The 24,688-nt window shown below is 72.4% G+C and carries 21 protein-coding genes; 11 read left to right on the forward strand and 10 right to left on the reverse strand.

Annotated elements, in window-relative coordinates; all coding sequences use genetic code 11:
* The first annotated feature begins 16 nt into the window (after window positions 1–16).
* Window positions 17–610, forward strand: coding sequence for a protoglobin domain-containing protein (locus VO99_RS03000; RefSeq protein ID WP_046111328.1), 594 nt, complete (start codon window positions 17–19; stop codon window positions 608–610).
* A gap of 10 nt (window positions 611–620) precedes the next feature.
* Window positions 621–1,610: an alpha/beta fold hydrolase gene (locus VO99_RS03005; protein ID WP_198156852.1), complete on the forward strand. Its 990-nt coding sequence runs from the start codon at window positions 621–623 to the stop codon at window positions 1,608–1,610.
* A 51-nt stretch (window positions 1,611–1,661) separates the two neighbouring features.
* Here VO99_RS03005 and VO99_RS03010 read toward each other — a convergent pair whose 3' ends face one another.
* Together VO99_RS03010 and VO99_RS03015 are read right to left on the reverse strand one after the other, a co-directional pair.
* The gene (locus VO99_RS03010; protein WP_046111329.1) at window positions 1,662–2,288 is read right to left on the reverse strand and encodes a PEP-CTERM sorting domain-containing protein; all 627 of its coding nucleotides are present in this window, start codon (window positions 2,286–2,288) and stop codon (window positions 1,662–1,664) included.
* 38 nt (window positions 2,289–2,326) lie between these two features.
* Window positions 2,327–5,188, reverse strand: a complete 2,862-nt coding sequence (locus tag VO99_RS03015) for an ExeM/NucH family extracellular endonuclease (RefSeq protein ID WP_052736054.1) — start codon at window positions 5,186–5,188, stop codon at window positions 2,327–2,329.
* Window positions 5,189–5,318: 130 nt separating this feature from the next.
* Here VO99_RS03015 and VO99_RS03020 point away from each other — a divergent pair, with 130 nt between their 5' ends.
* Entirely contained in the window at window positions 5,319–6,194 is an 876-nt protein-coding gene (locus tag VO99_RS03020; protein ID WP_232315249.1) for a UDP-2,3-diacylglucosamine diphosphatase, read from the forward strand.
* A gap of 28 nt (window positions 6,195–6,222) precedes the next feature.
* Here the strand turns inward: VO99_RS03020 and VO99_RS03025 are convergent, their stop codons facing one another.
* Together VO99_RS03025 and asd are read right to left on the reverse strand one after the other, a co-directional pair.
* Complete coding sequence (locus tag VO99_RS03025; RefSeq protein WP_046111331.1) at window positions 6,223–7,392, reverse strand: glycosyltransferase family protein; 1,170 nt, start codon at window positions 7,390–7,392, stop codon at window positions 6,223–6,225.
* Window positions 7,389–8,315, reverse strand: coding sequence for an archaetidylserine decarboxylase (gene asd / locus VO99_RS03030; protein WP_046111332.1), 927 nt, complete (start codon window positions 8,313–8,315; stop codon window positions 7,389–7,391). Before asd ends, VO99_RS03025 begins: the two co-directional genes overlap by 4 nt.
* A gap of 38 nt (window positions 8,316–8,353) precedes the next feature.
* Here asd and VO99_RS03035 point away from each other — a divergent pair, with 38 nt between their 5' ends.
* Window positions 8,354–10,015: an aminotransferase class III-fold pyridoxal phosphate-dependent enzyme gene (locus VO99_RS03035; RefSeq protein WP_046111333.1), complete on the forward strand. Its 1,662-nt coding sequence runs from the start codon at window positions 8,354–8,356 to the stop codon at window positions 10,013–10,015.
* Window positions 10,016–10,054: 39 nt separating this feature from the next.
* Here the strand turns inward: VO99_RS03035 and VO99_RS03040 are convergent, their stop codons facing one another.
* Window positions 10,055–10,678: a DUF962 domain-containing protein gene (locus VO99_RS03040; RefSeq protein WP_046111334.1), complete on the reverse strand. Its 624-nt coding sequence runs from the start codon at window positions 10,676–10,678 to the stop codon at window positions 10,055–10,057.
* Between the two features lie 117 nt (window positions 10,679–10,795).
* Between VO99_RS03040 and VO99_RS03045 the strand changes: the two genes are divergently transcribed.
* From VO99_RS03045 to iaaH, 3 genes are all read left to right on the forward strand, one after another.
* Complete coding sequence (locus VO99_RS03045) at window positions 10,796–11,998, forward strand: glycosyltransferase family 4 protein (RefSeq protein WP_046111335.1); 1,203 nt, start codon at window positions 10,796–10,798, stop codon at window positions 11,996–11,998.
* Between the two features lie 52 nt (window positions 11,999–12,050).
* Window positions 12,051–12,812 carry a helix-turn-helix transcriptional regulator gene (locus VO99_RS03050; protein WP_046111336.1) on the forward strand — a complete coding sequence of 254 codons (762 nt, stop codon included), beginning with the start codon at window positions 12,051–12,053 and terminating at the stop codon, window positions 12,810–12,812.
* A gap of 100 nt (window positions 12,813–12,912) precedes the next feature.
* Window positions 12,913–14,475: an indoleacetamide hydrolase gene (gene iaaH / locus VO99_RS03055; RefSeq protein WP_083440322.1), complete on the forward strand. Its 1,563-nt coding sequence runs from the start codon at window positions 12,913–12,915 to the stop codon at window positions 14,473–14,475.
* A 21-nt stretch (window positions 14,476–14,496) separates the two neighbouring features.
* On the opposite strand, the gene VO99_RS03060 is transcribed toward iaaH, so the two are convergent.
* Window positions 14,497–15,282 carry an SDR family oxidoreductase gene (locus VO99_RS03060; protein WP_046111337.1) on the reverse strand — a complete coding sequence of 262 codons (786 nt, stop codon included), beginning with the start codon at window positions 15,280–15,282 and terminating at the stop codon, window positions 14,497–14,499.
* A 99-nt stretch (window positions 15,283–15,381) separates the two neighbouring features.
* Here VO99_RS03060 and VO99_RS03065 point away from each other — a divergent pair, with 99 nt between their 5' ends.
* Entirely contained in the window at window positions 15,382–16,317 is a 936-nt protein-coding gene (locus tag VO99_RS03065; protein ID WP_046111338.1) for a LysR family transcriptional regulator, read from the forward strand.
* Window positions 16,318–16,320: 3 nt separating this feature from the next.
* Here VO99_RS03065 and VO99_RS03070 read toward each other — a convergent pair whose 3' ends face one another.
* The 4 genes from VO99_RS03070 to VO99_RS03085 form a co-directional block, all read right to left on the reverse strand.
* Window positions 16,321–16,653 (reverse strand): nuclear transport factor 2 family protein, encoded by a 333-nt coding sequence (locus tag VO99_RS03070; RefSeq protein ID WP_046111339.1) that lies wholly within the window; start codon window positions 16,651–16,653, stop codon window positions 16,321–16,323.
* 148 nt (window positions 16,654–16,801) lie between these two features.
* Window positions 16,802–17,563: a substrate binding domain-containing protein gene (locus VO99_RS03075; protein WP_052736055.1), complete on the reverse strand. Its 762-nt coding sequence runs from the start codon at window positions 17,561–17,563 to the stop codon at window positions 16,802–16,804.
* A 19-nt stretch (window positions 17,564–17,582) separates the two neighbouring features.
* The gene (locus VO99_RS03080) at window positions 17,583–18,182 is read right to left on the reverse strand and encodes a LuxR C-terminal-related transcriptional regulator (RefSeq protein ID WP_046111340.1); all 600 of its coding nucleotides are present in this window, start codon (window positions 18,180–18,182) and stop codon (window positions 17,583–17,585) included.
* Window positions 18,183–18,271: 89 nt separating this feature from the next.
* A complete protein-coding gene (locus VO99_RS03085) occupies window positions 18,272–21,208 on the reverse strand; it encodes an ATP-binding protein (protein WP_083440324.1) in 2,937 nt (978 codons plus the stop codon).
* 101 nt (window positions 21,209–21,309) lie between these two features.
* Between VO99_RS03085 and VO99_RS28570 the strand changes: the two genes are divergently transcribed.
* The 3 genes from VO99_RS28570 to VO99_RS03100 all read left to right on the forward strand — a co-directional run bounded on the left by VO99_RS28570 (window position 21,310) and on the right by VO99_RS03100 (window position 24,670).
* Window positions 21,310–21,975 (forward strand): MarR family winged helix-turn-helix transcriptional regulator, encoded by a 666-nt coding sequence (locus VO99_RS28570; RefSeq protein WP_052736056.1) that lies wholly within the window; start codon window positions 21,310–21,312, stop codon window positions 21,973–21,975.
* Window positions 21,976–22,294: 319 nt separating this feature from the next.
* Window positions 22,295–23,074 carry an alpha/beta fold hydrolase gene (locus VO99_RS03095; RefSeq protein WP_046111341.1) on the forward strand — a complete coding sequence of 260 codons (780 nt, stop codon included), beginning with the start codon at window positions 22,295–22,297 and terminating at the stop codon, window positions 23,072–23,074.
* Between the two features lie 15 nt (window positions 23,075–23,089).
* Window positions 23,090–24,670 carry a GMC family oxidoreductase gene (locus VO99_RS03100; RefSeq protein WP_046111342.1) on the forward strand — a complete coding sequence of 527 codons (1,581 nt, stop codon included), beginning with the start codon at window positions 23,090–23,092 and terminating at the stop codon, window positions 24,668–24,670.
* Window positions 24,671–24,688 lie beyond the last annotated feature (18 nt).

Below are 24,688 nucleotides of genomic sequence, written 5' to 3' on the forward strand. Positions count from 1 at the left end.
CCCAAGGACCTGCGCCATGAGCAAGACCGTGATCCCCGGCTACACCTACGGCAGCAGCGCCGTCGCGCGATCGCCGATCAGCGACGAGGAATTCGGCCTGCTCAAGCAGAGCGTGCTGCTCGGCCCGGACGACCTGGAGCACCTGCGGCGGGCCGGCGAGGTGCTGGCCGACCAGGTGGAAGACGTGCTGGACGTCTGGTACGGCTTTGTCGGTGCCCATCCGCACCTGGTGCGCTACTTCAGCGGTGCCGACGGGCAGCCCGATGCCGCCTACCTGGCCGCCGTGCGGCGCCGCTTCGGACAATGGATACGCGATACCTGCGCCGCCAGCTACGACCGCGCCTGGCTGGACTACCAGCACGAGATCGGACTGCGCCACACCAGCGCCGGGAAGAACCGGACCGACGGCGTCTGTTCGGCAGCGCAGTCGGTGCACCTGCGCTACATCATCGCCTTCATCGTGCCGATCACCGCCACGGTCAAGCCCTTCCTGGCCCGCAAGGGCCATGCGGCCGACGAGGTGGAGGCGATGCACGCGGCCTGGTTCAAGTCGGTGACGCTGCAGGTCACCTTGTGGAGCGCGCCCTTCGTCGCGCCTTCCGCCTTCTGACGCGGCAGCCATGGACCGCGCCAACGATGCCCTGCGGCTGCGCAGACGCGACCTGCTTGCCGGCACCACCGCGCTGGTGGCGGCCGGCTCCTTCCCGCTGGTCACCGCCTTCACCGCCACCTCCTCCCTCGCGGCCCTCCCGGCCACCCACCCCCCTGAAAGGAAGACAGCCATGTACATCACCACCCCCGACGGCACCCAGATCTACTACAAGGACTGGGGTCCGAAGGACGGCAAGGTCGTCACGTTCAGCCACGGCTGGCCGCTGAGCGCCGACGCATGGGACGCGCAGATGTTCCACCTGGCCTCGCACGGCTTCCGGTGCATCGCCCACGACCGGCGCGGGCACGGCCGCTCCAGCCAGCCGTGGCACGGCAACGAGATGGACACCTATGCCGACGACCTGCAGGCGCTGCTGACCAAGCTGGAGATCACCGGCGCCATGATGGTCGGCCACTCCACCGGCGGTGGCGAAGTGGCACGCTACATCGGCCGCCACGGCAGCCAGCGCGTCAGCAAGGCGGTGCTGATGGGCGCGGTGCCGCCCATCATGGTGAAGTCGCCGAACAATCCCCAAGGCTTGCCGATGGAGGTGTTCGACGGCTTCCGCCAGGCCTACCTGGCCGACCGCGCCCAGTTCTTCCTGGACGTGGCCAGCGGCCCCTTCTTCAACTTCAACCGGCCCGGCGCCAAGGTGTCGCAGGGGCTGATCCAGTCCTGGTACATGCAGGGCATGATGTCCGGCCACAAGAACGCCTATGACTGCATCAAGGCCTTCAGCGAGACCGACTTCACCGAGGACTTGAAGAAGTTCGACATCCCCACGCTGATCATCCACGGCGATGACGACCAGATCGTGCCCATCGGCGGTGCCGCGCTGCTGTCGGCCAAGCTGGTCAAGGGCGCGGAGCTGAAGATCTACAAGGGCGGCAGCCACAGCCTGGGCGACACCGCCAAGGACCAGTTGAACGCCGACCTGCTGGCCTTCGCCCGGGCCTGATGCGGGGCCGGGTCATGCGGCGGCCCGAGGCCGCCCGCATGGCCCCGCCCTTCAGCGGCGTGTCGAGGCCCGGCGGCGCCAGGCCAGCAGCCCGCTGGCGCCGGCCAGCCACAGCGCCCAGGTGCCGGGCTCGGGCACCGCGCTCACGCTGAACTGGCCGATCGACAGCGTGGACACGCCGTCCACCGCGTTCACGTCCAGCACGCCGAAGGCCAGCGCATGGCTGCCCGGCTGCAGCAGCAGGCTGAAGCGGCCGGAGACCGGCGTGGCCTGCGCCTGCCCCAGCGGTGCGATCAGCTGGCCGCCCAGCGCGACGAAGCCCCGGTCGCGGTAGTCGGCGTCGAAGCCGGTGGTCGTCAGCGTCCAGTCGAAGCTGACCTGCAGCGGCTGGCCATGGTCGAAGCGCAGGAACAGGCCGGAGCCTTCGAAGCTGTCGGCTGGCAAGGCACCGGGCGCCAGTTGCAGCGCGGGCTCCAGCTCGTAGAACTGCAGCGCGCTGCCGCTGCCCAGCGGCGTCTCGCCGGACTCGACCGCGGCGGTGGTCAGGCGCACGGCCGTGGCCGAATCGACGACCACGTCGCCGGCAGTGTTCCAGGTGCCCAGGTCGGCGGGCGCGGCGCTGGCCAGGCCGGCGGTGGCCAGGCCGAGGAGGAAGGCGATGGGTCGAAGCAGCTGCATGGTGATGGGCTCGGTGCGATGAGGAAGGCGCGGCGGGATCACTGCACGCCCAGGTCGCGCGACAGCGACACGGTCGTCGGGCTGACGCCGCGCAGCGTGGCCAGGGTGCGGGGCGCGATCGGGCCGGCGCTGCCGTCGACGTCGATCTGCAGCAGCGTGTCGCTGCCCGAGGCCACCAGCCGCACCACGCCGGCGCTGCCGCCGCGTGCCGGGTCGATGCCGATCGACGCCAGCAGCGCGGCCAGGTCGATGCGGTCCTTGCCGGGCACGAAGTCGGTGACGGTATCGCCCGCATCGCGCATCGACTGGTAGGCGAACACGTTGCGGCCGGCGCCGCCGGTCAGCACGTCGGGGCCCGCGCCGCCCACCAGGCGGTCGTCGCCGGGCGTGCCCACCAGCGTGTCGCGGCCGGTGCCGCCCGTCACGGTCTTCGTCAGGTCGATGCCCACCAGCACCGGGTCGTGGTCCGACGAACGGTACGGCGTGGGCGCATAGGGGTCGGCGGGGCACAGCGCGCCGTTGCAGATGGCGGGCGCCTTGAACTCCTGGTTGTAGTCGGCCAGCGCCGTCTCGTCGGCATTGATGTGCCAGTGGGTCACGCCGGTGATGCGGCCCGACAGGTTGCCACCGGTGATCGCATGGTCCAGCCGGCCGGCCGCGCCGTCGAACACGTAGGAGTAGCCGAAGGACTCGAAGCGGCCGCTCTGGTCGACGAAGCCGCTGGCCGTCAGCGCATGGATCGGGTCCTCCTGCGCATAGGCGTTGAAGTCGCCGATCAGCAGCACGTCGCTGGCGCCGGCCGCAGCCTGCTGCTGGGCCACGAAGCTGCGCAGCCGCTGGGCCTGCTGCAGCCGCTGCGCATTCCAGCAGCCCTGGCCGTCGCCGGCATCGGTGTTGCCGGCCGCGTCGGCATCGCCCGCCGACGGGCAGCTGCCCTTGGACTTGAAGTGGTTGACGAAGACGGTGAAGCGCTCGCCGTTGGCCGCGGCGAAGGTCTGCGCCAGCGTGGGGCGGTTGTTCACCGGGTCGGCATCGCTCACCGGCGCAGCCACCGGCGACAGCCGTGCCGGCCGGTACAGCAGCGCGACCCGGATGGCGTCGGTGCCGGTGCTGGCCGCCGGCAGCGCGGCCACCGCATAGCTGCCGGCACCCACGCGGGCATTCAGCGCATCGGCCAGGTTCTGTGCGGCCACGTTGCCGTTGTTCTGGATCTCCATCAGGCCGAACACGTCGGCCGGGATGGCCGCCATCGCCGCGACGATCTTGGCCTGCTGGCGCTGGAACTCGGCCAGGCTGTTGGCACCGCGGCAGTTGGCCGCGCTGACGCTCGTGCCCAGGCTGCAGCCCTGGCCGCTGCGACCGTCGGCGGTGCGGCCGTCGGTGAAGGTGGTGAAGTAGTTCAGCACGTTGAAGCTGGCCACCGTCACGTTGCCGCCCACCGTGGCCGGCGCGGCACTGCGCGGATTGGCGGTGCTGAACACCGGCGCCACCGTCGGATGGATCTTGTAGTCGCCCGCATCGGCATTGCTGCTGGTGGCCAGGCCGTAGTCGATCACGCCGGTGATGCTGCCCGCCAGGTCGCCGGCCCGCGGCAACGTGTCGGCACCCAGGTACGGCGTGGGATTGGGGTTCTGCAGGCTGCTGCCGTCGTCCAGCACGATGCGGCGGCGGCTGTTCAGGTCGGCCAGGGCCTGGGCCTGCGGACCCGGGCGGTAGCGGTTGGTGGGCGTCTCCAGCCGGCCGCCCACCGCCAGCGTGAGCTGCCCGTAGCGGCCCTGGAAGAAGTTCTGCGCGATGGTGAAGGGGCCGGTCAGCGTCACCAGCATGCCTTCATGGCGCTCCAGCTCGTCGTCCACGGCCTCGGGCAGCGTCACCACCACCGGCGCGATGCTGTAGCCGCTGCCGCGCTGCACGACGCCGGTGACGTTGGACAGCTGCGTCACCGGGCGGGCGGCGGTCACCGCGTTGCCGGCCGCGCCGGTGTTGAACTCGGTCACCGTGCCGGTGACCTCCACCAGGTTGCCCACGGCCACCGCCGGGTAGGCGGTGCTGCCGGTGAACACGAAGAGGCCGTCGGAGGTGGCCGGGTCGTTGTCGCCGACCGCGTCCTGCACGAAGAAGCCGTTGCTGTTGCGCCGAGTCACCACGCCGGTGGTGACCACCGTCTTGCCGGCCAGCGGGCTGGTGGTGCCGGCCCCCTGGATGGTGTAGATCGCCGCGGCCATCGGCGGCGGGGTGGTGCCACCGTCGCCGCCGCCGCTGCCGTCGCACAGCCGGGCCGGCGTGCCGGCGTTGCGCGGCGCCGGGGCGGCCACGCTGAAGTCGGCGCTGTTGTCGTTGCTGTCGTCGCAGCCGCCGTTGCGGCGCAGCGCCGCCGTGGTGGCCGACAGGCCGCCGGCCGGCGTGCCTTCGGTGGCATTGGCGCTGCCGTAGCTGACGATGTCCACCAGCGTGCCGCCGCTGGGCGCGGTACCGGTCAGCGGCACGGCCGCGCGGCTCAGCGCCACCTTGCCGCTGCTGGCCGACATCGCGATCGGCGTGGCCGGCGTCACGTCGGCCACCACCTCCACCGTGCCGCCGCCCTGCGCCGCCTGCCTGATGAGCAGGTAGCGGCCCGGCGCCAGCACGGTGCCGGCCGGCAGCGGGCTGACCTGCCAGCTGCTGCCGGCGGCGGACGCGTACTGCACCGACCAGCCACCGAGCATCTCGTCGGTGCTGCCGTTGTTGTGCAGCTCGATGAAGTCGTTCTTCAGCTGCGCGCCGCTGTTGCCGCCGCCGCCGTACACCTGGCTGATGACCACCGCCGCCGAGGCCGGGAACACCGCCGCCAGCGCGGCGCACAGCAGGCTGGCGCGCATCAGCGCGGCGTGGGGGCGGAGTGCAGGACGAAGTGGGCGCATGCGAGGCATCCGGAAATGGGCTGGCCGGCACCTTAAGCAGCCTGGATGACGGTGGCGTGAATGCGCGGCCGGGCACCGGTGGGCACCGGACGTTCACGCCACCGTCATGTGGCGGCCCCAGCATCGCCGCATGCGACATGATCCTGACGCCGGCGCCGAGCCCCTCGACCCGCCCGTGATGCAGCTGCGCACGGTGTGGATCTCGGACCTGCACCTGGGCACGCCGGGCTGCCAGGCGGCGGCGCTGCTGGACTTCCTGCGCGACGTGGAATGCGAGACGCTGTACCTCGTCGGCGACATCATCGACGGCTGGCAGCTGCGGCGCAGCTGGTACTGGCCGCAGTCGCACAACGACGTGGTGCAGAAGATCCTGCGCAAGGCCCGCAAGGGCACGCGCGTGGTGTTCGTGCCGGGCAACCATGACGAATTCGCGCGGCGCTACCTGTCGGTGAACTTCGGCGGCGTGGAGGTGCTGGAGGACTGCATGCACCGCACGGCCGATGGCCGCACGCTGTGGATCACCCACGGCGACCTGTTCGACGGCGTGGTGCAGTGCGCCCGCTGGCTGGCCCTGGTGGGCGACGTGGCCTACGAGTTCACGCTGAAGGTCAACCGCTGGTTCAACAGCGCGCGGGCCCGGCTGGGGCTGCCCTACTGGAGCCTGTCGCGCTACCTCAAGCTCAAGGTCAAGCGGGCGGTGAGCTATGTCGGCGACTTCGAATCCGCCGTGGCCCGCGAAGCGCAGCGCCGCGGTGCCGACGGCGTCGTCTGCGGCCACATCCACCATGCCGAGATGCGCATGATCGACGGGGTGCTCTACTGCAACGACGGCGACTGGGTGGAGAGCCTGACCGCCCTGGTGGAGCACGCCGACGGCCGCCTGGAGATCCTGGACCGCAGCCGCACGGCGCGGGTGCCGCAGACGGCGGGCAAGCGCAGCCTGCGCAAGGGGCGCAAGGCGGAGGAAGCGGCGCCGGAGCCGGTGCCGGTGGACGGCGTGGCCTGAGCGCGTCGCCAACGGCCCGGCGCACGGCTCAACCCGGCTGCCGGCTTCCCTGCGCCGTGCGCGCCACGGCCGCCTCGCCGGCCGCCAGCTCCTGCGCGATGATTTCCAGCACCTCCCACACCGCCTCGTTGCGCCGCGCCCTCACCTGCGCCTGGTAGGCGGGCAGCTCGCCCAGCAGATGCGCCGTCGCGCCGCGCAGCGCGCGCACCGTGCGCACGGCCAGGCCCAGGCCGTGGTCGCGCACCCATTGCACGTTGTAGCGCTCCTGCGGCATCACGCCGGTGGGCGCCAGCGCGATCACCGGCAGGCCGCGCTGCACGGCCTCGCTGAGGCTGCCGGGGCCAGGCTTGCCGATGAAGAAGTCGGCCAGGTCCATCAGCTGCGGGATGTCCTGGGTGAAGCCCAGCGCCGCATGCGGCGCTGGGCGGCGCAGGGCCTGCAGCTCGGCCCGCAGCGCCACGTTGTGGCCGCAGGCGAACAGCAGCGGCACCTCGTCCAGCCGACGGGCGATGGCCAGCATCTGCACCGAGCCATGGCCGCCGAACATCACCAGGCCCAGCGGCCGGTCCTCGGGCAGGCCCAGCTGGCGCCGATGCGCGGCCCGCTCGGCCGGCGCCATCGGCGGCGCATGGAAGGCCGGCCGCAGCACCATGCCCGAGGTGGCGTGCACCCGCTGCGGCGGCACGCCGGCCTGCAGCGCCTGCTGCACCGCGCGGCCGGTGCCGCAGACGAAGGTCTGCGCCTGCCGCGGCTCGATCCAGAAATGCGGCGGATGGTCGGCCAGGTCGGTCAGCACCGTGATGTAGCCCGCCTGCGGCGCCGCCTGCCGCAGGCCCTCGAACAGCGCGCGGTTGAAGTTGGGCACCAGCGAGACCACCAGGTCGGGTGCGCTGCGCTGCCAATGGCGCTGCAGCAGCCGCACCATCGGCGCATGGCCCAGGCGGATCATCATCTGCAGCAGCTTGAGTTCCTGGCCCAGGCCCAGCGTCCAGCCGCGGCGCAGGCGCAGGTTGTAGTAGTCCTCCGGCTCGAAGCCGGTGAGGCGCCGGAAGCTGGACTGCGCATCCAGCACGCGGGTGAGATTGACCAGCCGCACGCGCCAGGGCCGCTGCTGCAGCGCCGCCGCTTCCTGCAGCGCCTGCGCCGCGGCGCGGTGGCCGCCGCCGGCATCGAAGTACACGAGGTCGATGGTCTTCATGGCGCGGCCGATGGTGTCGCCGCCGCATGACCGGCCGTTGACGGCGGCACCCGCCGCAGCAGCGGCTGCCCCATGCGCAGCCGGCTGCCGGGGCCCACGCCCTGCGCCATCTCGAAGCCCGGCGGCACGAACACGATCAGCGTGGAGCCGTGCTCGAACCAGCCCATCTCCTGCCCGCGTCGCACCGGCGCGTCGCAGGGCATCTCGTTCGGGCCGCGCCAGCGCAGGTGCAGCAGCACGTCCAGCGCATGCAGCCGGATGCTGGCCACCAGCACCGCGGCCACCGCCACGATGGCCACCGGCTGGCCGCCGGGCGCCAGCCGCAGCCGCAGCACCGCGCGCTCGTTGCGGCAGAACAGCCGCTCCACCCGCGCCAGCGCAATGGGGTTGACGTTCCAGGTGTCGCCGCTGAGGTAGGTCACATGCTCCAGCACCGCATCGTCGGGCGCATGGAAGCGGTGGTACATCGCCGAGGTCAGCCGCAGGGTGACGTAGCGGCCACCCTCGAAGGGCCGCGTGTCCTGCGTGGGGCCGAACAGCTCGTCGATGCGGTAGGGGTAGCCCTTGGCCTGGTACACGCGCCCGGCCTGCACCGTGCCGCAGGCGCCGACGATGGCATCGCTGGGGCTGCACAGCAGCGCGGGATCGGTGGCCACCGGGCGGGCACCGGGGCGCAGCTCGCGGGTGAAGCAGTCGTGCAGGCTGGCAAAGCGCTGCTGCTTGGCATCGCTCAGGTCGAGGTCGGTGAACAGCCGCCACACCGCAATCGACAGCCGCGCCAGCAGCGGGCTGCGCAGCTTGCTGAAGCGGCCCATCCAGCGCGTGAGCGCGATGCGCGGAATGCGGTTGGTGAGCAGGAAGTTCAGGTCTTCCTGCTGCAGCAGGCGGCGCCAGGCGCCGGGTTTCACGGTGCTGTCAATCATCTCGGTTAGACCCCTGGGGTGGCAGAACAGGACATGGCATGGAAGACACCTTCGCACTGACGGCACTGGCAATGGCCGCGCTCGGTACCCTGGGCTGGGGCTGGCCGCGCACGCGCCGGCGGCTGCAGCTCTCGCGGGCCAAGCACCGCTCGCTCACCGGCCACGCCCGCATGGCCAAGCGCGTGGCCGGCTGGATTCCCGGCTATGCCTACGGGCCCGAGCGCTTCTTCAACGCCGACGGCGTACCCGAGGCCGTGGCCACGCGGCGCCGGCAGGGCTTCGAGCGGCTGTCGGCGCTGTATGCGCAGCGCTTCGCACAGGGCGCGGCACTCACGGCGCAGGCCAGCGAGGGCCTGTCGGACCTGCAGTTCACCGCGCGCTACCGGGTGCCCTTCCCGTTCAGCCCCCTGGTGCGCCAGCACCTGCGCGGCGGCAGCTTCGTCACCCGCGCCAGCGGCGTGACGCTGGAAGACGCCGACGGCAACCGGTTCCACGACCTGACGGGCAGCTACGGCGTCAACGTCTTCGGCGTCGACTTCTACAAGGCCTGCATGGAAGAGGCCCATGCCGCCACCCTGGCCGTGGGCCCGGTGCTGGGCAGCTACCTGCCCTGCGTGGCCGACAACATCGAGCGGCTGCGGTCGCTGTCCGGCCTGGACGAGGTCTCGTTCCACATGTCGGGCACGGAAGCCGTGATGCAGGCGGTGCGCCTGGCCCGCTACCACACCGGCCGCCGGCACCTGGTGCGCTTCTCCGGCGCATACCACGGCTGGTGGGACGACGTGCAGCCCGGCCCGGGCAATCCGATGCCGCCGCGCGATACCTACACGCTCAAGGACATGGACGCCCGCACCCTGCAGGTGCTGCGCACCCGCAACGACATCGCCTGCGTGCTGGTGAATCCGCTGCAGGCGCTGCATCCGAATGCCGCGGCGCCGGGCGATTCGTCGCTGGTGGACAGCAGCCGCCGCGCCGGCGTGGACCGCGCGGCCTACGGCGCCTGGCTGAAGGCCCTGCGCGAGGTGTGCACCGAGCGCGGCATCGTGCTGATCCTGGACGAGGTGTTCGTCGGCTTCCGCCTGGCCGAGCGCGGGGCGCAGGCGTACTTCGGCGTGCAGGCCGACCTGGTGACCTACGGCAAGACGCTGGGCGGCGGCCTGCCGGTGGGCGTGGTGTGCGGCAAACGTGCGCTGATGAAGCGCTTCCGCGACGAGCGGCCGGCCGACATCTGCTTCGCCCGCGGCACCTTCAACGCCCACCCCACGGTGATGGCGGCGATGAATGCCTTCCTGCGCCGGCTGGACACGCCCGAGGTGCAGGCGGTGTACCAGGGCCTGGACGAGCGCTGGGCCGGCCACCTGGCGCGCTTCAATGCCGCGCTGGAGGCGGCCGGCGTGCCGGTGCGCGTGGCCGGCCTGCAGAGCATCTGGACGGTGCTGTACACCTCGCCATCGCGCTACAACTGGATGCTGCAGTTCTACCTCCGGGCGCATGGGCTGGCACTGTCGTGGGTGGGCAGCGGCCGCATCGTCTTCAGCCTCAACTACACCGAGGCGGAGGTGGATGCGGTGGCCGCGAAGTTCGTGGCCGCGGCGCAGGAGATGCAGGCCGACGGCTGGTGGTGGCATGAGGCCGGCGCCAGCAACCGCGGCATCCGCCGCGGGCTGCTGAAGGAGATGCTGCTCAAGCGCCTGCGCTGATGTGGCCCCCAGGGCGGCACTGAAGGCCCCGAGGAGGCCTCAGTGCCTCCCGGCGACCTGCTGGCGCACATGCGGCATCGGGTCGAGCCGCTCGCCGCGCAGCAGCGCCAGCGGGGCCTTGTGGTACAGCATGATGTCGTGCACCGGGTCGGTCAGGATCTTGGTCATCCACGCCAGCGCCGGCACCGCGCCGTCGCGCAGCCACAGCTGCCCGGTGCGGAAGGCCAGGCCCGCCACGCCCAGCGCCAGCCAGGCGATGCCGATGTCGTGCAGCGTGCCCTGCCAGTTCGTGGCCGGCGTGATCAGGCCGAACAGCGAAGGCTGCAGCCAGATCAGCAGCGGCAGGCCGACCCACACCGCGATCAGCAGCAGCTTGCGGCGGATGTTGTAGCCCACCTTCACCGCTTCCTTGTATTCGTCGGTGACGTTGTTCACCGTGTCGAAGCCGCGCGGCTCGAAGAAGAAGTGGCCCGCCTGGCGCGTGGTCATCGAGAAGCACCAGCCGAGGATGGCGGCCATCGCCGGGTCGATGAACAGCAGCGCATAGGCCACCAGGAAGCTGATGGCGCTGATGAAGTGCAGGCTCTGGTTGATGCGGCTCTGGTGATAGAAGCGGTGGTCGTCCCAGCGCTGTTCGCGCAGGGTCTGGCTGAAGCTTTTCATGAGGCGGTCTCCGTCGACACGGTGGAGGGGCGCCGCCATGCTGCCCGCGCCGCATGAAAGCCGCATGACCGCCGGCCGTGTCATCAACCTGTTGCGCAGCCTGCGCAGCATGCGGCCATGGATGCACTGCGCGTGGCCTTCGTCACCGAGACCTATCCGCCGGAAGTCAACGGCGTGGCCACCACCACGAAGCAGTTCGTCGAGGGCCTGCAGGCCCGCGGCCATGCGGTGCAGCTGCTGCGGCCTCGCCAGCAGGCGGCCGACGCGGCGGTGCAGCGGCCCGGGCTGCAGGAGGTGCTGCTGCCGGGCCTGGCCATCCCCGGTTATGCGCAGCTGCGCATGGGCCTGCCGGCCACGGGCACGCTGCTGCGGCTGTGGCGCCGGCAGCGGCCCGACGTGGTGCACGTGGCCACCGAAGGCCCGCTGGGCTGGTCGGCGCTGCGGGCGGCGCAACGGCTCGGGCTGCCCGTGAGTTCCGACTTCCGCACCAACTTCGATGCGTACAGCCGGCACTACGGCATCGGCTGGCTGCAGCGGCCGATCACCGCCTACCTGCGCCGCTTCCACAACCGCTGCGGCTGCACCCTGGTGCCCACCGAGCCGCTGCGCCAGCGGCTGGCACGCAGCGGCTTCGAGCGGCTGCATGTGGTGCCGCGCGGCGTGGACACCGGCCGCTTCGGCCCGGCGCACCGCAGCCCGGCGCTGCGCGCGCAATGGGGCGCCGCAGCCGACGACCTGGTGCTCGGCTGCGTCGGCCGCCTCGCGCCCGAGAAGGGCCTGCTGCTGGCGATCGAGGCCTTCCACCGCCTGCGCGGCCGGCAGGCCAGGCTGCGGCTGGTGCTGGTGGGCGACGGCCCGCAGCGCGCGGCCCTGCAGGCCGCCTGCCCCGATGCGGTATTTGCCGGCGTGCAGCAGGGCCATGCGCTGGCGGCGCACTATGCGTCGTTCGACCTGTTCCTCTTCCCCAGCCAGACCGAGACCTTCGGCAATGCCACGGTGGAGGCGATGGCCAGCGGCCTGCCGGTCGTAGCCTTCGACCATGCGGCCGCGGGCCAGCTCATCAGCCCCGGCCGCAATGGCCTGCTGGCACCGCTGGACGACGGCGCGGCCTTCCTGTCGCTGGCCGCACAGGCCGCCGGCGATGCGGCCTGGCGCGCGCGGCTGGGCGAAGCGGCCCGGCAGACCGCGCTGGCGCTGGGCTGGGACAGCGTGGTGCACGGCTTCGAGGCACGGCTGGTGCAGGTGGCCCGCGGCGAAGCCCTGCCGGCGGTGCGGCCGGCGCTGCCGGCGGACGTGGACCTGAACCAGCCGGCACGCTGACCGCCCTATCATCCCGGCGCCGCGCCAGCCTTTCCGGCGCGTTGGAGGCCGCATGTACCTGAGCCGCTGCCGCGCCGATGTGCTGGCCCGTGTCATGGGCACGCTGGCTGAACCGCTGCAGGAACAGCAGGTGCGGCTGCAGCTGGGCCGGCTGATGCTGCAGCTGCTGGACGCGCAGTTCTTCGCCAGCTACGTGTGGGACGAGGCAGGCCAGCGCTTCGGGCGCGGGGTGCACCTGGAGATGGACCCGGCCAACCTGGCGGGCTACGAGCGCTACTACCAGTTCCACGACCCGATCACCCTGCGGATGCGCCAGCACCGCCGCGCGGTGCGTGCCACCGACGTGATGGCCCAGCCGGCCCTGCGGCGCACCGAGTTCTTCAACGACTTCCTGGCGCGCGACGGCCTGCACTGGGGCATCAACCTGTATGCCTGGGACGGCGCCGACAACATCGGCGACATGCGCATCTGGCGCGACCGCCGCCATGCCAACTTCAGCGACGACGACCGCGACCTGCTCGACCTGGTGCGTCCGGCCTTCGTCGCGGCGCTACGCCGCAGCCGCACCGCACCGCCGGCACCCACGGCGCCGCCGGTGCCGGCCGCCGAGCCGGAAGACGGCGCCATCGCAGCCAGGCTGCTGAGCACGCGCGAGCGCCAGGTGGCCGGCCTGGCGGCGCAAGGCCTGCCCGACAAGGTCATCGCACAGCGGCTGGGCATCGCCGTCACCACGGTGCGCACCCACCTGGAACATGCCTTCCGCAAGCTGGAGGTGCCCAACCGCGCCGCGCTGGCGCACCGGCTGCGCGCCTGAAGCGCGGGCCGACCCGCCTGTCCGCCCTCCTCATTCCCGAGGATGGGCGGCTGCGGCGGCTGCGGCCTACCGTGGGGCCCTCATCCCAGGAGCCGTCCACATGCCCGCAGCCACCGACCGCCGCCATTTCCTGCAGACCACCGGTGCGCTGGGCGCGCTGGGCGCCACCGGCGCGGCCGGCCTGCTGGCCGCCTGCGGCGGCGACGACGGCCGCTACAGCGCGGCCGAGCAGCGCGGCTTCAGCGTGGCCGAGACCGTGTCCGCCATCGCGCAGGGCCGCCTCGACGCGCAGGCGCTGGTGTCCACGCTGCTGGCACGGGCGCGGGCGCTGTCGTCGCTCAACAGCCTCATCACGCTGGACGAGGCCGGCGCGCTGGCAGCCGCCCGCGAGCTGGATGAGCGCCGCCGCAGCGGCGCCACGCTGCCGCCGCTGGCCGGCCTGCCCATCGTGGTGAAGGACAACATCAACGTGCGCGGCCTGCCCACCACCGCCGGCACGCCGGCGCTGCGCCATGTGGTGGCGGCCGCCGATGCGCCCAGCGTGCAGCGCCTGCGGGACGCCGGCGCCATCGTGCTGGGCAAGGCCAACCTGCACGAGCTGGCCTTCGGCATCACCAGCACCAACCTCTCGCCCTTCGCCGGGCCGGTGCACAACCCCTACGACACCACCCGCATCCCCGGCGGCTCGTCGGGCGGCACCGCCGCGGCCATCGCGGCACGCATCGTCGTGGCCGGCCTGGGCACCGACACCGGCGGCTCCACCCGCGTGCCGGCCGCGCTGTGCGGCATCGCCGGCCTGCGGCCCTCGGTGGGCAACGGCGGTGCCGAGCGCCGCTACCACGACGAGAACGCGGTGGTGCCGATCAGCCATACCCGCGACACCGTGGGCCCGCTGGGCCGCACCGTGGCCGACCTGGCCTGGCTGGACGCCGCCATCACCGGTACCGCGGTGCCGGCGCCCGCCGCGCTGGCCGGCCTGCGGCTGGGTATTCCGGCGGGCTTCTGGTCCGGGCTGGACGCCAGCCTGGCCCCGGTGGTGCAGGCGGCCCGCGACCGGCTGCAGGCCGCCGGCGTGGTGCTGGTGGAGGTGGACCTGCCCGGCCTGTCGGCGCTGAACGACCAGGTCTCGTTCCAGATCGCGCTGCACGAGCCCATTGCCGACCTGCCTGCCTGGCTGGCGGCCAACGGCGCCGGCCAGATCACGCTGGCGGACGTCGCGGCGGGCGTGGCCAGCCCCGACGTGAAGGGCGCCTTCTCGGCCATCCTGGCCGATGCATTCGGCGCCGCCTATGCCGATGCGATCAACGTGCACCGGCCGCGCCTTCAGGCGCTGTATGCCGCCTGCTTCGCCGATAACCGCATCGAGGCGCTGCTGTTCCCGACCACGGTGCTGCCGGCCACGACGATCGACGCGGTCAACGGCTCCTCCACCGTGTCGATCCATGGCGGCCCGCCGGCCGACACCTTCGGCACCTACATCCGCAACACCGACCCGGGCAGCAATGCCGGGCTGCCGGGCCTGTCGCTGCCGGCCGGGCTCACGGCCGCCGGCCTGCCGGTGGGCCTGGAGCTCGACGGGCCGGTGGGCAGCGACCGCCGGCTGATCGCCATCGGCATGGCGATCGAAGCCCTGCTGGGCCCGCTGCCCGCGCCGCCGATCTGAAGCACGGCCGCGGGCCGGTGGTCACACCGTCGGCACCGTGCCGCCATCCACCCGGTGTTCCGAGCCGGTGATGGCGCCTGCCCGCGGCGAGGCGAGGAAGGCGATCAGGTCGGCCACCTCCTGCGGCCGGGCCGGCCGGCCCAGCGGAATGCCGCCGAGCGACTGCATGATGAGCCGTTTGCCGCCGGCCAGGTCGGTGCCGGCCTCGCGGGCCAGGCGCTCGGCCAGGCCTACCGCGGCCTCGGTCTCCACCCAGCCGGGCGACACCCGCAGCACCCGCACGCCCTGCGCCGCCACCTGCTTGGACAAGGCCTTGCTGTAGTTGGACAGCGCCGCCTTGGCCGCCGCGTAGGCCAGGGTCGATTCCGGCAGCGGCAGCACGTCCTGGATGGAGGTGACGTGCACCACCACGCCCCGGCCCTGGGCCAGCATGGCCGGCAGCAGCGCCCGGTCCAACCGCACGGCCGGCATCAGGTTGCGGTCGAGTTCCTGCCACCACTGCGCATCGTCCAGCGCCGCGAAACCGCCGGCCGGCGCATCGGACCCGCCCAGCACATGCACCAGCAGGTCGATGCCGCCCAGCCGGTCGTGCACCGCGCGGGCCGCCCGGTCGGTGCCTTCGGGGGTGGACAGGTCGGCCGCCAGGTACTGCACGCCGGGCGGCGCCTCGGCGGGCACGCTGCGGGCCACGGCCAGCACCTGCATGCCGGCGGCCTGCAGCGCCTGCACGACGGCCGCGCCCACGCCCTTGGTGCCACCGGTGACCAGCGCGCGCTGGCCGGCCAGCTGAAGATCGAAGTGCGTCATGTCAGGACCTTTCGTTCAAGAAGGCCGCCAGCTTGCGCGTGCTTGACCGCTGAGTGAATCCACTAGAATCGAACGAGCTCATTAAGCGGAAACACCATAATGCGCGGAGCCGACTATGCCGAGCTGAAGGCCTTCGTGGCGGTGGTGGAGCGCTCCAGCTTCGCCCGCGCAGCCGAGCACCTGTGCCTGTCGCCTTCGGCGCTGAGCCAGACCATCCGCCAGCTGGAAGCGCGGCTGGGCCTGCGGCTGCTGAACCGCACCACCCGCAGCGTGGCCCCCACCGAAGCCGGCGCCCGCCTGCACCAGCGCATCGCGCCGCTGATGGAGGAGATGGCACGCGCCGTGGCCGAGACGAGTGCCGCCGCCGGCCAGGCGCAGGGCACGCTGCGCATCAACACCCTGGGCATCGCGGCGCGGCAGCTCATCGCGCCACGGCTGGCGCGGTTCCGGCAGTCGCACCCGGGCGTGGTGCTGGACATCGTGGTGGACGACCAGCTCACCGACATCGTGGCAGGCCGCTTCGATGCCGGCATCCGCGTGGGCGCACGGCTGGAGCAGGACATGCTGGCGGTGCGCCTGACGCCCGACCTGCCCATGGCGGTCGTCGCCTCGCCGGACTACCTGGCCCGGCACGGCACGCCGCAGCTGCCGGCCGACCTGCCGGCCCATGCCTGCATCACCTGGCGGCTGCAGGACGACGGCCGGCGCTACCGCTGGGAGTTCGCGAAGCGCGGCAAGCGGCTGGAGGTGGCGGTGGACGGCCCGCTGGTCACCAACGACGCGGCCCTGGGCCTGGCCGCCGCGCTGCAGGGCCTGGGCCTGCTCTATGCCTTCGAGCGCGCGCAGGTCGACGAGGCGCTGGCCGACGGGCGACTGGTGCAGGTGCTGGCGGACTGGTCCATCACCCGTCCCGGCCTGTACCTGTACTACGCCAACCGCCGCCATCCGCAGCCGGCGCTGTCGGCCTTCATCGACTGCTTGCTGGACCGCGACCTGCCGGCCCGCGGCAGCGGGACGCGGCAGCCCAGGCCGTGATGCTCAGGCCGTGATCTCCAGCGCGGCCACCCGCCCGTCGGCCAGGCGGAACCGGTAGCGCAGGTCCACCGGGCTGCCGGGGAAGGTGCCGGTCACGCGCGCCAGCACCATCTGCTCCCCCGCCGCTGCGGTCAGCGACAGCGGCCGCACCTCGTAGCGGTAGGCGCTGGAGGCGGCCTGCTTCCAGGCGCGGATGGCCTCGCGGCCCTGGTAAGTGCGGCCTTCGTCGCGCACGACCGCCTGCGGCGTGAAGCAGGCGGCCACGGCTTCCGGGCCGCGGCGGTCGGCCTCGAAGTAGTCGGCGATCGGGGCAGGCAGGGTGGGATCGGTGGTCATGCGTGAAGCCTCGCAAGAATGGAGTGGGGTCGGGCTGCAGCATGCAGCGGCCCTCCGGCGGCGTGAATCCGCCAGGAACCGCATGGGTCATGCAGCCTGGCCACACAGTGGCGCGCCATCCGGCCCATCCGGCATCCGGCATCAGGCATCAGGCAGCTGCCTGCGCCGAAGGCCGCCCGTGGTCGGACCGGGTGGCCCGCTCGACGGCGGCGAGCCAGGGATCGTCTTCCCGGCCACCGAAGGTGCCGTGCAGGAAGTCCAGCATCGCCTGCGTGGCCGCCGGCAGCACCGGGCCCGCCGGCCTGCACAGCCAGAGGCTGGCGGTGTGCAGGTGCCAGCGCGGCAGCACCCGCTCCAGCACGTTCTCCAGCAGGGCGTCTTCCACGACGAAGGACGGCAGGCCGCAGATGCCCAGGCCGGACAGCGCACTTGCATAGACAAGATCGAGGTCGATCGTGCTGATGCAGGCGCGCGCCTCGGGCTGCACCAGCACCGGCGGCGCCGCGCGCGGGACGGCGCCTTCACCCGCCGGCCACAGCAGCAGCGCACCGGCGGCAGGCCCGGCGCCGCGGGGGGCGGCCACGGGCGGGCGCAGCAGCTTGTGCTGCGACAGCTCGGCCGGATGCCGCGGCCGCCCGTGGCGGTCGAGGTAGTCCGGCGAGGCGCAGAGCACGGCCTCGGTGCGCGCCAGTCGTCGCGCCTGCAGCTGTGCGCCGCGCGGCGGCTGCCGCATCTGGATCGTCAGGTCCTGCGCCTGCGCGCCCGCCAGCCGCCTGTTGCGGGTGCAGAGTTCGACGCTGACCTGCGGGAACAAGGCCTGGAAGACCGGCATGTGCTTGGCCAGCTGGTGCACGGCGAAGGCCGCCGGCGCACGCAGCCGCAGCACGGCCTCGTTGAGCGGGTGGTCCATGGGCCAGCCCCTTTGCGCCTCAGGCGAACCGGTGGCCGGCGAGCAGGCCGCGCTGCACGGCCTTGCTCACGACCTGCGTGCGGTTGCGGGCGTTCATCTTGTCCATCATGGCGCTGACATGGGCCTTCACCGTGGCCACCGAGATGCCCAGCTGTCGCGCGATGGCCTTGTTGCACTGGCCCGCGCCGAGCCCGCCCAGCACCTCGTGCTCGCGCGGCGTCAGCGGCGTGTGAGCCAGGCTTTCGGCGATGCGGTCCGCCACCACCGGGCTCAGGTAGCGCTGGCCGGCGCCCAGGGCCCGCACCCCGCGCACGATGTCGTCCTGCACCGCGTCGGCCAGCAGGTAGCCCTGCACGCCCATCGACAGGGCCTGGCGCACCTCCTGCTCGCCGTGGCGCGTGGTGAAGACCAGGATGCGCGGCGCCGGCCCGCCGCTGCCGCGGGCCGCCGCGGCATGCTCGAGCGCCTTGTCGTAGTCGCACACGAGCACTTCACCGGCACCGTCGCAGACGGTCAGGCCGGGCTGGGCACTCAGCAGGGCGCGCAGGCCGCAGGCGACGATGTCGTCCTTGTGCTCGATGCCCACGGGCAGGCTGTGGATGCGGGAGACGGGATGCATGACAACTCCTTGGCTGGCCGGCGGCGTCCTTCGCCGCGGCATGGCTGGCATGGTGTCCCGCGGCGGCCGCACAGGCCAGTTATGGCTTGTCAAACGATGTCATGCCGCAGCAGCGCCTGCGCCTGCAGCAGGTCCGGCGTGTCGTGCCCTTCCTCGAACCGGTCCAGCACCGGCTGCAGCGCATCCCGGGCCTGGCGGGCCTGGCCCTGCGCCATCAGCAGGCTGGCCAGGCTGGTGCTGCAGCGCAGCTCCCAGGCCAGGGCCTGCTGCGCCCGCGCCACCTGCAGCGCCTGGCCGAACAGCGCCAGGGCCGCGTCGCCGGCCTGGGCGCGCAGCTGCGCCTCGCCCGCCAGGCGCAGCAGCTCGGCGGTACACCAGCCGGCGGCGCCGGCTTCGGCACGGGCGATGAGCGGCGCATCGAGGAAGCGCGGGTCGACGGTGCACAAGGCCTCGCGCACCGTGAGGCCCAGCCCGCTGGCCAGCGCCGGGGCTGGCGCCCGGGCATCGTCCTGCAGCGCGATCAGCTGCTGGTAGCCATCGCCGAAGGCCTTCCAGAAGCGCAGGGAGCGCACGCCCGCCTGCTCGTTCAACAGGCCGACCCATTCACGGGCCCGGCGACGGTCGCCGCACCAGAAGGCCACCGGCGCGGCACCGATGGCCACGGCGTACGACAGCGACAACGCATCGTCGATGGCCAGCGCTTCCTGCACCGCCTCTTCCGCGCGGGCCAGGGCCTGCTGCGCAAAGCCCTGCAGCCACAGCGTGCGGGCCAGCACCGTCAGGCCGGCGACCCGCGGGGCAAATTGGCTCTGGCAGCGGGACACTGCCCGGCTGCGCGCCGGCGCGCGCTGCAGCACCCGTTGCGCGAACTCGCGCGCCAGCGGCTGGTCGCCCTGGAAATGGGTGCCCAGCGCCATCATCCGCTCATGGGTCAGGCGCACGGCCGCATCGTCGTCGTGGGCCACGATGTCGCCGAACTGCTCGGCCAGGCGGCGTGAGCCGGCATAGTCGCCTTCGGCATTGCACACCAGCCACAGCCCCCAGCGGCAGCGCAGGCGGAAGGCGGTGGCCTGCAGCCGTTCGGCGATGGCCAGGCCGCGGCGGAAGGCGGCGGTCATCGCCTCGCCGCCGCCGCGGGTGTGCCACAGCGCATGGCCCAGCGCCTCGCAGATGCGCATCTCGGCCTGCGCATCGGCTTCCCCCGGCGCCATGCCGTCGATGGCGGCCAGCGCGGTGTCGGCCAGGCCGCGGAACTCCGTCAGCATAGACAGGCTGAACCACACCGGGGCCGATCCCGCCACCAGGGCCACGCCCAGGGCGCGGGTGCCCTCGCCGGCAAAAGCCCACTGCACGGCCTGCCGCAGGTCGTCGATGCAGCAGTCCGCCGCGGCCACGCCCGGCACGCCGAGGTGGACGGCGTCCTCGGGCAGGCCGGATTGCAGCTGCTGCAGCAGGTGGCGCGCATGGCGCAGCGCGACCTCCTGCTGCGCGTCGCTGCGGGCCAGGCGCTCGGCCGCGTATTCCCGGGTGGTCTCCAGCAGGCGGTAGGCCATCGACTCGCCCAGGTGCTCGCCCACCACCATCGACTTGCTCATCAAGCCGGCCAGGCAGGCGTCCAGCAACTCCGGCGCCTGGCCGAACACCGCCGCCGCACCGGCATGGCTGAACACGCCGCGGAACACCGACAGCCGCGCCAGCAGGTCCTGCTCCTCGGGCGGCAGCAGCGCATGGCTCCAGTCCAGCGTGGCCCGCAGCGTCTGGTGGCGTGGCGATGCGGTGCGGCGGCCGCGGCCGATCATCACCAGGCGGCTGCCCAGCCGGCTGCCCAGGCGGTCCACCAGGCCGCGCAGGCCCACCGCCTCGATGGCGCCCGCCGCCAGCTCGATGGCCAGCGGGATGCCGTCCAGGCGCCGGCAGATGCTGCACACCAGCGGCACCTCGTCGTCGCCGATGGGGATGCCGCCGGCCGCCGCGGCGGCGCGCTCGACGAAGAGCTGCACCGCCGGAAAGCGCATCGCCTCCGCCAGGCTGCCCTGCAGCGCCGGCGGCGGCGCGGGCAGCGATTCCAGTCGCTGCACCCATTCGCCCTGGATGCGCAGTGGCTCGCGGCTGGTGGCCAGCAGGCGCACCGTGCTGGAGCGGCACAGCAGCTGCTCGGCCACCGTGGCCACGCCGTCGATCACATGCTCGCAGTTGTCCAGCACGATCAGCAGCCGGCGGTCGCCCTGCAGGTGCTGGGCGATGGCCGCCAGCGGATCGAGATCGGGCATCACCACGCCGAGCGCCGAGGCGATGGCCATCGGCACCCGGTCGGCATGCGACAACGCGGCCAGCTCGACCAGCACCGCCTCGTACTGCTCCGCCTGGGCGAACTGGCGGGCCACCGGCAACGCCATGCTGGTCTTGCCGATGCCGCCGGTACCGATCAGCGTGACGCAGCGGCGCTGGTGCAGCGCCTGCACCAGCTGGGCGGATTCGCGTTCACGGCCCACCAGCCCGGTAAGCAGCGGCAGCCGCCCCGCGAACCGCTCGCGCGCGGCACCGGCTACCAGCGCACGGGCGGGCGGCACGGACGGCACCGCCGACACCGAGGGTGCGGCGGCTGCCGCGGGCGACGGCGGCACGGCACACACCAGCGGCGCCACGAAGCAATAGCCGCGCATCGGCACGTTGGCGATCAGGCGCCGCTCGCCCACGCCATCGCCCAGCGCCTTGCGCAGGTTGGCGATGTGCACCCGCACGCTGCCCTCTTCCACCACCCGGCCGGGCCAGGCCGCGGCCAGCAGCTCCCGGTTGGACACCACCTCCCCCGCGCGGCTGCACAGCACCACCAGCAGATCGAACGCGCGACTGCCGATGCGCAGCAGCTGCCCGCGCTGGAGCAGCGTGCGCTGCGCCGGATGCAGTTCGAACTCGTCGAAGCGGAAGACCTCGGTCTGGGCCGCAGCAGCGGCCGGCCGCGGGCTGGCCGCCTGCGCGCCTTCGGCGATGGCCGCGTCCCACGCACCCAGGTTCACGCCTTCCATCGCCAGCCTCCTGTTCAAGCATCACGAGCTTCAAGTATCTTGAAAGTCATGGTACATGAAAGAGCATCTTCTTCAAGTTAAAGATACGTTACACTGCAGCGATGCCGCCCAAAGCCAAGCCGTCCACGGATGTCGCGACGCTGTTGACCGCCTACGCCGATGCCCTCGATCCGCAGCACGACCCTGCCCACCAAAGCCCGATCTGGGGCAATGCGGACGTGCTCGTGACGCAGTGGCGCGAGGTGCTGGGCGCGCAGGGCTCGGAGGCACTGCTGATGGGCATCCGCATCCGCCGCATCGGCATGCTGCTGGACAAGATCATCATCGCCGAGTGCGACCAGGCGGACGTCAAGCACCACGAGTTCATCCTGCTGATGGCGCTGCGGCGCATCGGCGAGCCGTATGCGCTCCGGCCCACCGACATCCTCAGGATGCACAGCGTGACCTCGGGCACCGCCACCTACCGCCTGGACCAGCTGTCCAAGCGCAACCTGGTCGAACGCATCCCCGATCCCCACGACCGGCGCAGCTTCCTCATCGGGCTGACGCCCCACGGCAAGGACGTGGTCGACGGCATCCTGGGCCGCATGCGGGTGGCCTTCGACGCGCAGCTGGCGCGTTTCCGGCAGGTGCCGGGCGGGTTCTCGGTGCTGGAAGCCGGGCTGCGCCTGTTCGAGGACTGCATCCTCGACGCACCCGCACCCGCACCTGCGCCCGCACCCGCACCTGCGCCCGCACCCGCCGCGGCCGGCCGCAAGCGGCGCTAGCCGCCTGCGCGGCCCGCCCGGTCAGGCCGCCAGCGGCTGGTGCCGACGCGATGCATCGGCGAGCTGCAGCGACAGCGGCGGGCAGCGCGTCCATGAGCACGCCCGCCCGGCTTCAACGCAGGCCACCAGGTCGACCGGCGTCGGCGGCGCGCGATAAGCGCCTCCGGCGCCGTCAGCCGAAAGTCGAATGCCCACCCCGGGCTTCGGGCGCAACGCCCGCCTCGACGACGGCCCCATGTGCCGTTCCAGGGGCGGCAGGACAGTAGCGGCACAGGCTCAGTCCTGCTCATCGTCCTCCCAACCCCTGAAAGGAATCCCCATGAAGTCGATCTTCAAGCCCTCCGCCTTCCTGTTCGCGCTGGGCATGGCCTCGATGGCCATCGTCGCCCCTTCGCAGGCGGCCACCGACAGCCGCCAGCCCACCGTGGTGCTGGTGCATGGCGCCTTCGACGGCGGCTCCGGCTGGAACGAGGTGGTGCCATCGCTGATGGCCCGGGGCCTGAAGGTGGTCTCGGTGCAGAACCCGCTGAGCTCGCTGGCGGACGACGTGGCCGCCACGCGCCGCGTGCTGGACGTGCAGACCGGCCCGGTGGTGCTGGTGGGCCACTCCTGGGGCGGCATGGTGATCACCGAGATCGGCAACCATCCGCGCGTGAATGCGCTGGTGTACGTGGCCGCCTTCGCGCCCGCCGTCGGCCAGTCGATCAACGACATGACCAAGGACTATCCCAAGGCCAGCGGGCTGGAGCATGTGGTGGTCGACAAGGAAGGCTTCGTCACCATGTCGTTCGAAGGCATCTCCCAGCACTTCGCGCAGGACGTGCCACCGGCCAAGCAGCGGCTGATGAACGCGGTGCAGGGTCCGATCCGCGCCGCCAACTTCGACGAGAAGGTCACCGTGGCGGCCTGGTCCACCCGGCCGTCGTGGTTCATCGTGGCCGACCAGGACAGGATGATCCAGCCGGCCCTGCAGCTGGACAACGCGCGCAAGGTGGGCTCCACCATCGTGCGCGTGCCGGCCAGCCATGTGCCGCAGCTGTCCCATCCCAAGGAGGTGACCCAGGCCATCCTGCAGGCCGTGCAGGCCGCGCAGCACTGAGGCGGTGGTGCAGCGATGAATGCTCCCCTCCATCCTCCCGTGCACGACGGGCCGCCCGCCGGCCAGGCCTACGACTTCATCGTCTGCGGCGCCGGCACCGCCGGCTGCGTGGTCGCCGGCCGCCTGGCGGAGAACCCCGCGGTGCGGGTGTTGCTCATCGAGGCCGGCGGCGACGACGCGCATGCCGACGTGATGCAGCCGGCCAACTGGCCGCTGAACCTCGGCAGCGCACGCGACTGGAACTTCCGCGCGCAGCCCAATCCGCATCTGCACGACCGGCGCATTCCGCTCAACATGGGCCGGGTGCTGGGCGGCGGCTCCAGCGTGAACGTGATGGTCTGGGCCCGCGGCCACAAGAACGACTGGGACGACTTCGCCCTGGAAAGCGGTGACGACGCCTGGGGCTACGACGCGGTGCTGAAGATCTACCGGCGGGTCGAGGACTACATCGGCCAGCCCGATCCGCAGCGCCGCGGCCGCGGCGGGCCGGTGCACGTCGGCCCGGCGCGCGATGCGCAGCCAGTGGCGCATGCCCTGGTGGAGGCCGCGCAGCAGATCGGCATCCCGGCCTTCGACGACCCCAACGGCCGCATGATGGAAGGCCGTGGCGGCGCCGCCCTCAACGACCTCATCGTCAAGGACGGGCAGCGCCACTCGATCTACCGCGCCTATGTGCAGCCGCGGCGTGGCCAGCCCAACCTCACCGTCCTCACGCACACGCAGGTCCGCCGACTGGTCTTCGAGGGCCGGCGCGTGGTGGGCGTGGAGGCGCTGCGCGAGGGGCGGCTGGAGCGCTTCACCGCGGACCGCGAGGTGGTGCTGTCGCTGGGCGCGGTGAACACGCCCAAGGTGCTGATGCAGTCCGGCGTGGGCCCCGGGCAGGAGCTGCGCCGGCATGGCATTCCGCTGGTGCAGCACCTGCCGGGCGTGGGCGCCAATCACCAGGACCATGTCTCGTTCGCGGTGATCTTCGAATACGAGTCCCCGCAGGCCGTGGGCCACGGCGGCTCCGAGGCCACGCTGTACTGGAGCAGCGATGCCGCGCTGCGCCTGCCCGACATGTTCCACTGCCAGGTGGAGTTCCCGGTGCCCAGCCTGGAGACTGCCGGCCCGGACGTGCCCGCGCACGGCTGGACCATGTTCGCCGGGCTGGCGCATCCCAAGAGCCGGGGCCGCATCACGCTGTCGGGCCCGGACATCGGCGATGAGCCCGTCATCCAGCCGGGCACGCTGTCCGACCCCGACGACCTGCGCTGCGCCCTCGACAACATCCGGCTGGTGCAGGAGCTGGGTGCGCAGAGCGCCTTCCGCGGGCTGGTGAAGCGGGAGAGCCTGCCGGGCCGGCTCGGCGGGCCGGCGCTGGAGGCCTATGTGCGCAATGCCGCGGTCACCTACTGGCACCAGTCCTGTACCGCCAAGATGGGTCGCGACGACATGTCGGTGGTGGACGGCCGGCTGCAGGTGTACGGCGTGCAGGGCCTGCGCATCGCCGACGCCTCGGTCATGCCGCACATCACCAGCGGCAACACCATGGCGCCCTGCGTGGTGATCGGTGAACGTGCGGTCGAGGAGATCCGCGCGCTGCACGGGCTGTGAGTCCTCGCGGCGTTCCTG

Source organism: Aquincola tertiaricarbonis (assembly GCF_000969605.1).
Taxonomy (GTDB): Bacteria; Pseudomonadota; Gammaproteobacteria; order Burkholderiales; family Burkholderiaceae_C; genus Aquincola; species Aquincola tertiaricarbonis.

Coding starts and splice junctions, on each gene's coding strand:
- VO99_RS03000 (WP_046111328.1), top strand. CDS start 17: ATGAGCAAGACCGTGATCCCCGGCTACACCTACGGCAGCAGCGCCGTC.
- VO99_RS03005 (WP_198156852.1), top strand. CDS start 621: ATGGACCGCGCCAACGATGCCCTGCGGCTGCGCAGACGCGACCTGCTT.
- VO99_RS03010 (WP_046111329.1), bottom strand. CDS start 2,288: ATGCAGCTGCTTCGACCCATCGCCTTCCTCCTCGGCCTGGCCACCGCC.
- VO99_RS03015 (WP_052736054.1), bottom strand. CDS start 5,188: ATGCGCCCACTTCGTCCTGCACTCCGCCCCCACGCCGCGCTGATGCGC.
- VO99_RS03020 (WP_232315249.1), top strand. CDS start 5,319: ATGCGACATGATCCTGACGCCGGCGCCGAGCCCCTCGACCCGCCCGTG.
- VO99_RS03025 (WP_046111331.1), bottom strand. CDS start 7,392: ATGAAGACCATCGACCTCGTGTACTTCGATGCCGGCGGCGGCCACCGC.
- asd (WP_046111332.1), bottom strand. CDS start 8,315: ATGATTGACAGCACCGTGAAACCCGGCGCCTGGCGCCGCCTGCTGCAG.
- VO99_RS03035 (WP_046111333.1), top strand. CDS start 8,354: ATGGAAGACACCTTCGCACTGACGGCACTGGCAATGGCCGCGCTCGGT.
- VO99_RS03040 (WP_046111334.1), bottom strand. CDS start 10,678: ATGAAAAGCTTCAGCCAGACCCTGCGCGAACAGCGCTGGGACGACCAC.
- VO99_RS03045 (WP_046111335.1), top strand. CDS start 10,796: ATGGATGCACTGCGCGTGGCCTTCGTCACCGAGACCTATCCGCCGGAA.
- VO99_RS03050 (WP_046111336.1), top strand. CDS start 12,051: ATGTACCTGAGCCGCTGCCGCGCCGATGTGCTGGCCCGTGTCATGGGC.
- iaaH (WP_083440322.1), top strand. CDS start 12,913: ATGCCCGCAGCCACCGACCGCCGCCATTTCCTGCAGACCACCGGTGCG.
- VO99_RS03060 (WP_046111337.1), bottom strand. CDS start 15,282: ATGACGCACTTCGATCTTCAGCTGGCCGGCCAGCGCGCGCTGGTCACC.
- VO99_RS03065 (WP_046111338.1), top strand. CDS start 15,382: ATGCGCGGAGCCGACTATGCCGAGCTGAAGGCCTTCGTGGCGGTGGTG.
- VO99_RS03070 (WP_046111339.1), bottom strand. CDS start 16,653: ATGACCACCGATCCCACCCTGCCTGCCCCGATCGCCGACTACTTCGAG.
- VO99_RS03075 (WP_052736055.1), bottom strand. CDS start 17,563: ATGGACCACCCGCTCAACGAGGCCGTGCTGCGGCTGCGTGCGCCGGCG.
- VO99_RS03080 (WP_046111340.1), bottom strand. CDS start 18,182: ATGCATCCCGTCTCCCGCATCCACAGCCTGCCCGTGGGCATCGAGCAC.
- VO99_RS03085 (WP_083440324.1), bottom strand. CDS start 21,208: ATGGAAGGCGTGAACCTGGGTGCGTGGGACGCGGCCATCGCCGAAGGC.
- VO99_RS28570 (WP_052736056.1), top strand. CDS start 21,310: ATGCCGCCCAAAGCCAAGCCGTCCACGGATGTCGCGACGCTGTTGACC.
- VO99_RS03095 (WP_046111341.1), top strand. CDS start 22,295: ATGAAGTCGATCTTCAAGCCCTCCGCCTTCCTGTTCGCGCTGGGCATG.
- VO99_RS03100 (WP_046111342.1), top strand. CDS start 23,090: ATGAATGCTCCCCTCCATCCTCCCGTGCACGACGGGCCGCCCGCCGGC.